9 protein-coding genes are annotated in these 9216 nt (G+C 67.5%); 4 read left to right on the top strand and 5 right to left on the bottom strand.

The annotated features are described in order from the left end of the window. Positions 1-264: 264 nt before the first annotated feature. Complete coding sequence (locus tag TSH20_RS04250; protein WP_109073563.1) at positions 265-585, top strand: hypothetical protein; 321 nt, start codon at positions 265-267, stop codon at positions 583-585. 78 nt (positions 586-663) lie between these two features. On the opposite strand, the gene TSH20_RS04245 is transcribed toward TSH20_RS04250, so the two are convergent. Then, the gene (locus TSH20_RS04245) at positions 664-1254 is read right to left on the bottom strand and encodes a GNAT family N-acetyltransferase (protein ID WP_109073562.1); all 591 of its coding nucleotides are present in this window, start codon (positions 1252-1254) and stop codon (positions 664-666) included. Between the two features lie 290 nt (positions 1255-1544). Here TSH20_RS04245 and TSH20_RS04240 point away from each other — a divergent pair, with 290 nt between their 5' ends. Continuing rightward, complete coding sequence (locus tag TSH20_RS04240; RefSeq protein ID WP_109073561.1) at positions 1545-2204, top strand: hypothetical protein; 660 nt, start codon at positions 1545-1547, stop codon at positions 2202-2204. Positions 2205-2219: 15 nt separating this feature from the next. Here the strand turns inward: TSH20_RS04240 and TSH20_RS04235 are convergent, their stop codons facing one another. After that, on the bottom strand, positions 2220-2945 hold the full coding sequence (locus TSH20_RS04235) for a hypothetical protein (RefSeq protein WP_109073560.1): 726 nt from the start codon (positions 2943-2945) through the stop codon (positions 2220-2222). 162 nt (positions 2946-3107) lie between these two features. Between TSH20_RS04235 and TSH20_RS04230 the strand changes: the two genes are divergently transcribed. Together TSH20_RS04230 and TSH20_RS04225 are read left to right on the top strand one after the other, a co-directional pair. Beyond that, complete coding sequence (locus TSH20_RS04230; protein WP_109073559.1) at positions 3108-3599, top strand: RT0821/Lpp0805 family surface protein; 492 nt, start codon at positions 3108-3110, stop codon at positions 3597-3599. Positions 3600-3687: 88 nt separating this feature from the next. Beyond that, positions 3688-6057 carry an HAD family hydrolase gene (locus tag TSH20_RS04225; protein WP_109073558.1) on the top strand — a complete coding sequence of 790 codons (2370 nt, stop codon included), beginning with the start codon at positions 3688-3690 and terminating at the stop codon, positions 6055-6057. Positions 6058-6073: 16 nt separating this feature from the next. Here TSH20_RS04225 and TSH20_RS04220 read toward each other — a convergent pair whose 3' ends face one another. From TSH20_RS04220 to TSH20_RS04210, 3 genes are all read right to left on the bottom strand, one after another. Further along, entirely contained in the window at positions 6074-7429 is a 1356-nt protein-coding gene (locus TSH20_RS04220; RefSeq protein WP_109073557.1) for a nucleotide sugar dehydrogenase, read from the bottom strand. A 70-nt stretch (positions 7430-7499) separates the two neighbouring features. Then, positions 7500-8624: a DegT/DnrJ/EryC1/StrS family aminotransferase gene (locus tag TSH20_RS04215; protein ID WP_109073556.1), complete on the bottom strand. Its 1125-nt coding sequence runs from the start codon at positions 8622-8624 to the stop codon at positions 7500-7502. Next, positions 8621-9205 (bottom strand): acyltransferase, encoded by a 585-nt coding sequence (locus TSH20_RS04210; protein WP_109073555.1) that lies wholly within the window; start codon positions 9203-9205, stop codon positions 8621-8623. The genes TSH20_RS04215 and TSH20_RS04210 overlap by 4 nt, the downstream gene beginning before the upstream one ends. Between the last annotated feature and the right edge of the window lie 11 nt (positions 9206-9216).

Here is a 9216-nt window from a genome sequence, read left to right as displayed (position 1 = left end):
CTGACCGGCACCGCCACCGGCACCGTCACGGTGTCCGGTGCCGGCGGCACGGTCACCGTGTCGCCGGGCGGCGGCGTGGCGGCGCCGGTTCCGTTCACCAACCTGCAGCCCTATCTGGCGGTCACCATGTACATCGTCACCATGGGTCTTTTCCCGACCCGCGACTGACGATAGGCTGGCGCCCCGGTTCCGCGTTGCGCGGGCCGGGGCGTTTTTCGATCCGCAAAATCCACGGAACGCCACCCTGCCCCCGGAACGCCCGCCATGACCGCCGATTACAGCACGCTGTCCGCCGAACGCTTCACCCCCCATGTCGGCCAGACCTTCCGATTCCTGGCGCCGGAGGACCGGTCCCCAATCGCTGAGGTCGAACTGACCCTGATCCTCGAACGGCCGGAGTTCACCCCCCGCTGGGCGAAGCGGACATCCTTCGCCTTGACGTTCGAAACGCCGGGAGAGAGCGGATTGGGGAACGGGAATTTCCTCATCGATCACCCGATTGAAGGGGCGATGGGGCCGTTCTTCGTCGTCCGGTCGGTTCCGCGCGACCCGGCGCGCGCCTGCTTCGAACTCGTCCTGAACTGACCGCCGCGCCGCGATCGGCCGCCGCGATTTGCCTTTGCGGATCGCCGTTCCCGTCCTGCGGGAGCGGCGGTTCTCATTTCAGAAGCTGGCCTTCGGCGGAGTGGCCGGCGCGCTCTGTCGCATCTGGGGCGGAAGGATCTGCGGCGGCAGATGCTGGATGCCGGGATGGTCGGGCGGCAACCAGATCAGTTCTAGCATCGGCGGGGCCTGCACCAGCAGGTCGAAGCCCAACCGGTGATAGAACCAGTGGACGCGTGTGTCGGTCTCGCTCACCGACAGGGTCATGGGCAGGCGAAGCTGCATCGCCGAGCCTTGCAGGCTGCGCAGCAGGTTGGTGCCGATGCCCTTGCCGCGGGCCAGCTTGTGGATCTCCACCTCGGCCACACGCCAGTCCCAGCGCCCCAGATCCATGACGATCCGGCCCACCGGCTGACCGGTCTTCTCCACCACGAAATCCAGATGCTGCGGGTAGCGGGTTTCCTGACCGGTCCGCATGGCGCTGTACTGCTGCTCGTACAGCATGCGGATGAAATCGCGGTCGTGGTGGGCATGGGCGAGCCAGGGACGGGCGTCCATGAACAGGCCCAGCAGGAAATCATCGTCCGACGGCCGGGGAGGGCGCATCGACAGCCCGCCGAGCAGCGGCAGAGATCCTTCAAATCCGGCCATCGGCCACGACCTTTTCGGTAGCGCAAGTGTCGGAAATGAATAGCTTGGGATGCATAAATAAAGCAAGGTTCTCGCCGTAGGCCACTGACCGGCGGAGCGGAAGCGTTTTTTTACCCGGAGGGTTCCGAGACGACCATTCAGGAGGGATGCGGGCATGGGCATGCCGCAGCCGCCAGCCGTCGAAAGCACCCGGCGGGGCGGGATGCCCTGGCTCCGGCCGTGACGGGCTCAACCGTTGTGATGTCCCCGAACACTGGTATGTTGGACGGCGAGACGGACAGGGACAGGCGATGCACAGTTGGTATTTCGTCGGCGACAGCCATGTCCAGTCTTTCGAGATCGCGGCCACCTTCGGTCTGTTCCGCCGCCGGTCCCAGTTCCTGATTGTCCCCGGCGCCACCGCCGTCGGCCTGCGCAATCCGGAAAGCCAAACCCAGGCCATCGTCCATTTCCAAAAGGCATTGCTGCCTCCTCTGCCGGGCGTTGTTCCGGTCATCCAGCTTGGCGAGGTCGATTGCGGATTCGTCATCTGGTGGCGGGCCCAGACCCTTGGCGAGCCGGTGGAGGCGCAATTGGCGGCCTCCATAACCGCCTATGCAAATTTCCTCGATGCGCTGATCGATGCCGGCTACAGCCGGATCGTGGTGACCGGAGCCGTTCCTCCCACCATCCCGGATGGCCATCACCATGGGGCGGTGGCGCGTGCCCGTCATGTGGTGACCGCAAGCCTGCGCGAACGCACCGACCTGACGATGCACTACAACCGGCGGCTTGCGGCGGAAGCGGCCCGGCGGAAGCTCCCCTATACCGACATTCTCGCGCGTGTTTTGGACGCCGGAACAGGCGTGATCGCCGACGCCTACCGCAGCCCCAACCCCGGCGACCACCACCTGCACCCGATCCAAGGCGCCCATGCCTGGGCCGAGGCGATCAACGGGCTGGAGATTTGACCGGACGGATGCTCCTCATCGCGTGCAGCGCTGTGACGGATGGCGGGTTTCCATCACCGCGAAGGCAATCAGCAGCCGCCGCTCGCAAGGGGCGGCAACCGGTTCCACTCCATGGAACGAGCGGTCGGACGGCGCATAGACCAGCAGATGGTTGGGCCGGTAAGGAGCCTGGGCCACCAGGTCGAAATCGGCGCGCGGGTATCGGTCCATTCCCCGTCCGCGAAAATCAGGATCGCGAGGACGGTACAGCGCCGTGCCCAATTGCGGTGCTTGCGGATTTGGCAAGGCGCCGTCCGCCGGCATGTAGAGCAGCATCGAGAACATCGTCGCCTCGATGTCCGTGTGCGGCAACATGGCGTGGCCGGTGTGGTCCTCGATGATGCGGACGTTCAGCACCGGCGGTGCATCGACCCAGGCCAGCTTGTCGCGAACCTGTGGAAAGCGCTCGGCCATCAGCGCGACGACATCGGGGTTGAACAGGCAGTCGCGCACTGCGCGCCATGTCAGGCCCCGCTCGCCGCCGCATTGGGCCAGCCAACGGTCGGTCAACTGGACCTGGTGACGCGACGGCAGCTCGTCGGTCTGAAAGACACCGAAGGCTGCGGGGTCCGGCCATTGGGCACAGGCGCGGGTGTAGAGATCGGCGGGCAGGAAATCCGATACGAGCAGATGGGGGAATGGATCGGTATTGATCGCTGCGTCGGACAATCGGTTCAAAGCATACGATGCGTCGGCGGTCATGCACCCTCCCGATGCGGGTCCGTTCAATATACGTGCAAAATAGGTCACAAATGCACGCGCAAGGGAAGGGCGTTCGGTTGCCGGAGAGGGCGGCTGCACAAACGGCGAAGCCTGCGCTATAACCAGAGGACGACAACCCTCGGAACAGAGATGAGTCCTCCAATGCGTGCCCAGTCCCGTTTCCCCCGCATCGCCGCCATCGCGGTGCTCGCGCTGTCCACCACGCTGGCCGGCTGTCAGACCGGGTCGATGGGCAACAAGGAAGGGTTCGGCACCGTCGGCGGCGCCATCGCCGGTGGCCTGATCGGCTCGCGCTTCGGCGGTGGCTCGGGCAAGCTGGTGGCGGTCGGCATCGGCACGCTGCTGGGCGCCTTCGCCGGGCGGGAACTCGGCGCCTCGCTCGACCGTGCCGACCAGGCCTATGCCGACCGCGCCGCGGTCCAGGCCTACAGCGCCCCCATCGGCCAGCGGATCACCTGGAACAACCCGCAGTCCGGCAACCAGGGCGTCATCGTGCCGGTCAAAGACGGCTATGACGGCTCCGGCGCCTATTGCCGCGAGTTCCAGCAGACCATCGTCGTCGGTGGCCGCACCGAACAGGCTTTCGGCACCGCCTGCCGCCAGCCCGACGGGTCGTGGAAGATTGTGGGGTAAGCGACGAAGCGGAGAAGCGTCTTTCCTTATGTCCGCTTGCCGGAGAAAGATAACCGGCCTCCCCGTTGAACGTCTCCGGCCTCTTCCCATGACCCTGTCCAGCATTCTCGATCGCCAGCCTCTGCTGGTGTCGTTCGACGTCTTCGACACCCTCCTGCTGCGCCGGGTGGAGCAGCCCGGCGACCTGTTCGAGGCGGTGGGCGAACGGGCTTCCGCCATGGGGCTGATCAGGCCCGGACTGACGCCCGTGCTGTTTCGCTTGGCCCGGGAGGAGGCGGAACGACGCGCAAGGACCCGGGTCGCAAGCGCGGAGGTGGGGCTGGCCGCCATCCATGCCGAACTTCGCCACCTCCTGTCCGAAACGGCCGATCCGGCGATGCTGGCCGCCCTGGAACTGGAGGTGGAGGCCGAATGGATCTTCGCCAATCCCCTGCTGCTGACCGTGCTGCAAAACCTGTCGGCAGCGGGGATCCCGGTGGTCCTGCTGTCGGACATGTATCTGTCGCCCACTGATCTGGCGCGGCTGCTGGCGGCGGCGGGGATCGGGCCGGAGCTTTATGGCCGCCTCCATGTCTCCGGTGCCGAAGGCTGCTCGAAACGAGACGGCGGCCTTTTCCGGCTGCTGCTGGCCGCCCATCCTGGTTGCCCTCCCGGACGCATCGTCCATATCGGAGATGACCCGCTGGGCGACGTCGCCATGGCGCGCGCAGCCGGGTTGGAGGCGATCCATTACGTACCGGGACCGGGACTGGCGCGCCTGCGCGAGCGCGAGCGAAGTGTGATGGGGCTGGCGGCCGACGCTCCGCCTCCACCCCGGCGACTGGCCGCACTGGCCGGCCGGGAGGATGACGCGGAGGATGCCTTCGCGCTGGAGTTCGGCGCCCTGGTGCTGGGACCGGCGGTGGCGGAATATTGCCGCTGGGTGGTGGAGGAGTGCCGGCACCAGGGCATCCGCCGCATTGCCCCGCTGATGCGCGAGGCTGCCGTGTTCGCCCCGCTGATGCGCGACTGGATCGCCCATCGCGGCTATGACATGGAGGTGGTGGCCCTCCACCTGTCCCGTCAGGCGCTAATGCCACTGGAACTGGCGGGGCTGGATGCCGCCGCGGCCCGCCGCATCCTGGGGGAGCGGCCGCACCTGCCCTGGGACCGGCTGCTGGTCCAGGCGGGTGGAGAGGTGCCGGCCACCCTGCAGGACCTTGCCGGACTGAGGCTGGAGGAGCTTCTGGCCAAGCCGGCGACAGAATCCGGGGCCGCCGCCGACCGGGTGCTGGCCCTGTTCGACGACCCGGATCTGCGCGCCCGCGCCGCGCGTCTGGCCGAAGAGGCGCGGGAGCGGCTGCTCGACCATCTGGCGCAGGTCCTGGGGCGGGAAGAGCCGGTGGCGCTGGTCGATCTGGGCGCCCGCGGCAGCACGCCCGCCGCGGTGGCGCGCTTGCTGCCGGAGGGACGATCGCGCTGCCGCATCTTCCTGGCCTATGCCGTCGCCGACATCGTCCATGCTCTTGCCGACGGCATCGGGGTCCAGGTCTTTGCCGGACAGGATAGGACGGGGATGACCCTGGGCCGGGTGCTCTATCGCAGCCCGCAAATCCTGGAACGGGTGCTGACCGGGCTGGACGGCACGACGCTGGGCCATCGGCGGGACGCCGGCGGGCGGGTGGTGCCGCTCTTGGCCGAACCGCCGGCCAAGGGTGGGGAGCGGCGGCTTCTGGCTTTGCTGCAGCAGGGCATCCGCCGCTATGCCGACCTGATGACGACCGTCTATCCGGCCCGCGGAGAAGGGGCGACGGTCACGGGGGTGCAGGCTTTCCTGCCGCTCGCCGCCGTCCTGCTGCGGCCGACCGCGCTGGAGGCGGACATCCTCGGCAGTCTTGCCTATGACCAGAACGACGGCACGGAAGGAGAGCGCGTCCTCTGCGACGCCACGGCCCTGGCCGCCGTGCGACCGCTGGCGGAGATGGGGGAGGGTCCGATCCTGTCCTTGGCCCTGGGGTTGCGCCCGGCCCTCGCCCCTTGGCCACAAGGCGCGTTGACCCGCCTGGTTCCTGGGATCTTCCGCCAGCCGGCAGACCTGCTGGGGCTGGAGGGCGGCCATGGCCCGGTCTGCCGGGCGCTGGTGGAGCGGATGCGGGGGCGGACGGACGGCCGCTTCGGTGTCCTGGCCGTGGGCGGCGATGGCGGGATGGGGCCGGACTTCATCCGCTACGCCCGCGAGGCCGGGCTGGAGCCTGCGGCCTATGCCGACCTGATGGGCCATCTCGTCCCGGCTCCACTGTTCCATGGGGTGCCGGTGCGGGACATGGGCGAGATGGCCGGCTTGGAGGTGGCCCTGGTGCTGGTGACGCTGGGCTATGCCGACCGGCTGGCGGCACTGATGCGCGAACAGGCGGCGGCCAACGGATTGCCGCCGCCGCGCCTGATCGCCTTGGGTCGGCCCGATCTGGAGAGCTCCTAATCGGGGCGCGACGATCTCAGGCGGCGACGATGGTCCCCCGAGTGCGCCGGCCGGCCATCACATTGCGAGTGTCGACGATCAGCCCCGGATAACTTTCCAGCAGCCCGTAATCGACGGTGTCATGGTCGGTGCAGATCAGCACCGCCGTATAGCCTGCCAAAGCCTCGGCGGTCAGGGCAATGCTGCGGCGCCCGGAATACTGGGCATGCTCGCGGGTGGGCGGGATCTCCGGCACATGCGGGTCATGATAGTCGACGACCGCCCCCCGCTCCTCCATGAGAGAGAGGAGGGCGAAGGCCGGGCTTTCGCGCACATCGTCGACGTTCTTCTTGTAGGCCATGCCGAGCAGCAGGACCCGGCTGCCCCTGAGCGCCACACCGGCGTGGTCGTTCAGGGCGTTCTGCAGCACCCCCACCACATAGCCCGGCATCTGGGAGTTGATCTCTCCCGCCAGTTCGATGAAGCGGGTGTTGACGTTGAACTCCCGCGCCTTCCAAGTCAGGTAGAAGGGGTCAATCGGGATGCAGTGGCCGCCCAGGCCGGGTCCCGGATAGAAGGGCATGTAACCGAAGGGCTTGGTCTTGGCGGCATTGATGACTTCCCAGACATCGATTCCCATGCGGGAATAGACGACTTTCAGCTCGTTGACCAAGGCGATGTTGACGGAACGGAAGATGTTTTCCGTCAGCTTCACCGCCTCCGCCACCTGGGTGCTGCTGACCGGCACCACGTCGCCGATGGCCTGACGGTACAGGGCGGCGGCCATGGCGGTCGCGGCCTCGCCGTCGCCGCCGACGACCTTGGGAATGGTGCGGGTGGAGTAGCGGGCGTTGCCCGGATCCTCGCGCTCTGGCGAATAGGCCAGGAAGAAATCGCGCCCGGCAACGAGGCCGCCTCGCTCCAGGATCGGGCGCATCACCTCCATCGTCGTTCCGGGCCAGGTGGTGGATTCCAGCACCACCAGTTGCCCCGGCTTCAGATAGGGCTCCAGTGCCGCCGTCGTCTTCTCGATATAGCTGAGATCGGGTTCGCGTTGCGCCGTCAGCGGAGTGGGCACGCAGATGATGGCCACGTCGGCGCCGGCCAGATCGGCCATCCTGGCGGTCGCTTTCAGCCTGCCGGACTCCAGAAGCGGACGTAGCGGGGCAGAGTCGATGTGCTGGATGTAGCAGTCGCCGCGCATCAGCCGCTCCGCCTTTTCCGGAGCGATGTCATAGCCGATCACATCGAAACCGGCCTGCCCGAAAGCCAGCAGGAGCGGCAGCCCGACATAGCCCAGCCCGATGACGGCGACGGTTCCCCGGCGGGCCTCGAAATGTTCGGTCAGCACGGCCGGATCGGGAAGGGAATGCTGGGGCGTCATCATGCTCATATGGCGTTGTCCGAGGATAGGTCCCGATCATGCCCGCTGGCACGGCGGGGGGAAAGCGGCCTGTGGTCGGTCATGCCGGCAAGGCGTCGCGGACGGCCCGGATGATGCGGTCCTGCACCGCCGGCTCCAGGTAGGGGTGTATGGGCAGGCTGAGCACCTCGGCCGACAGGCGGTCGCTGACCGGTAGGCTGCCAGCGGACGGGAACGCGCGGTAGGCCGTCTGCCGGTGCAGGGGCTTGGGATAATAGATCGCCGTCGGAACGCCTGCGTCCTTCAGCCGCGCCGCCAGCATGTCGCGCCGGTTGCCGCCGACGCGCACCGTGTATTGCGCCCAGACCGAGGTCACACCGTCCGCTATGACCGGCACGACGAGGACATCGCCCAGCCCTTCGGCATAGCGTTCGGCGACGAGGTTGCGCGCCTCGATTTCGTCGGGGAAAATCTCCAGCTTCTCCAGAAGGATGGCTGCCTGAAGCGTGTCCAGGCGGGAATTCAACCCGACCCGGACGTTGTCGTATTTGTCGCCGCCCTGGCCATGCACCCGCAGGCTGCGCAGCGTCCGCGCCAGATCGTCGTCGTCCGTGAACAGCGCGCCGCCGTCGCCGTAGCAGCCGAGCGGCTTGGCCGGGAAGAAGCTGGTCGTGGTGATCATTCCCAGCGTCCCGACCTTTCCCCCGGGGTGGATGCCGCCGAAGGACTGGGCCGCATCGGCGAGGATCCAAAGCCCGTTCCTGGCGCAGACGGCGCCGATCCGCTCATAGTCGGCGGCTTGGCCGAACAGATCGACGACCACCGCCGCCACTGACCTCAATTCCAGGGCGCGGGCGGTTTCAAGCCCGGCCTCCAGGCTGTCGGGGCAAAGATTGAAATCCTCCCCCACATCGACGAAGACCGGGGTGGCGCCGGCCAGGACCACCGCTTCGGCGGAGGCGGCGAAGGTGAAGGACGGCACCAGGACGGCATCCCCGGCTCCGACCCCCTTGGCCATCAAGGCAAGCACCAGGGCATCGGTCCCGTTGGCGCAGCCGATGGCGTGGCGGGCACCGCAGAACCCGGCGAGACGGCGTTCAAGCTCCTGCACCTCGGGTCCCAGGATATAGCCGCCATGGTCCAGGACCCGCTCCATAGCCCGGTCCAGGCGCGCACCCAGCTGGCGGCGCTGGGCGGCCAGATCGATGAAGGGGATGGCGGTCATGGCATCGGCTCCAGCTGCTCGGGATCGGAAAGGCGATAGCGCGTTCCGTCGATTGGACAGACCAGATCGGCTCCCAGCCGCGCGCCGGCCCTGCTCATCCAGCCGTCCCGGCGGGCCGGTACCCCCACCATCAGCGCATGGTTGGGCACATCGCGGGTGACCACCGCACCGGCCCCGATGAAGGCGTATTCGCCCACGGTAACGCCGCAGACGATGGTGCAGTTGGCCCCCAGCGTCGCCCCCCGGCGGATCAGGGTGTCGCGGTATTCGTCCTTGCGGGTGATTTCGGCGCGCGGATTGACGACGTTGGTGAACACGCAGGACGGTCCGCAGAACACACTGTCCTCCAGAACCACGTTGTCGTAGACCGAGACGTTGTTCTGGATTTTCACCCGGTTGCCGATGCGCACCCGGTTGGCGACGAACACGTTCTGCCCGAGCGAGCAGTCCGTGCCGATCACCGCGCCGCCGCACACATGCGTCCAATGCCAGATGCGGGTTCCCGCACCGATCCGCGCGCCGTCGTCGACGATGGCCGAGGAATGGGCGGTCCAGCCGTTTTCAGCCAGGGGCTCGGTCATGTGGTCGGTCA

Source organism: Azospirillum sp. TSH20 (assembly GCF_003115935.1).
Classification (GTDB): domain Bacteria; phylum Pseudomonadota; class Alphaproteobacteria; order Azospirillales; family Azospirillaceae; genus Azospirillum.
The sequence above is the reverse complement of the archived record's forward strand: the minus strand, read 5'-3'. Positions and strand labels throughout refer to the sequence as shown.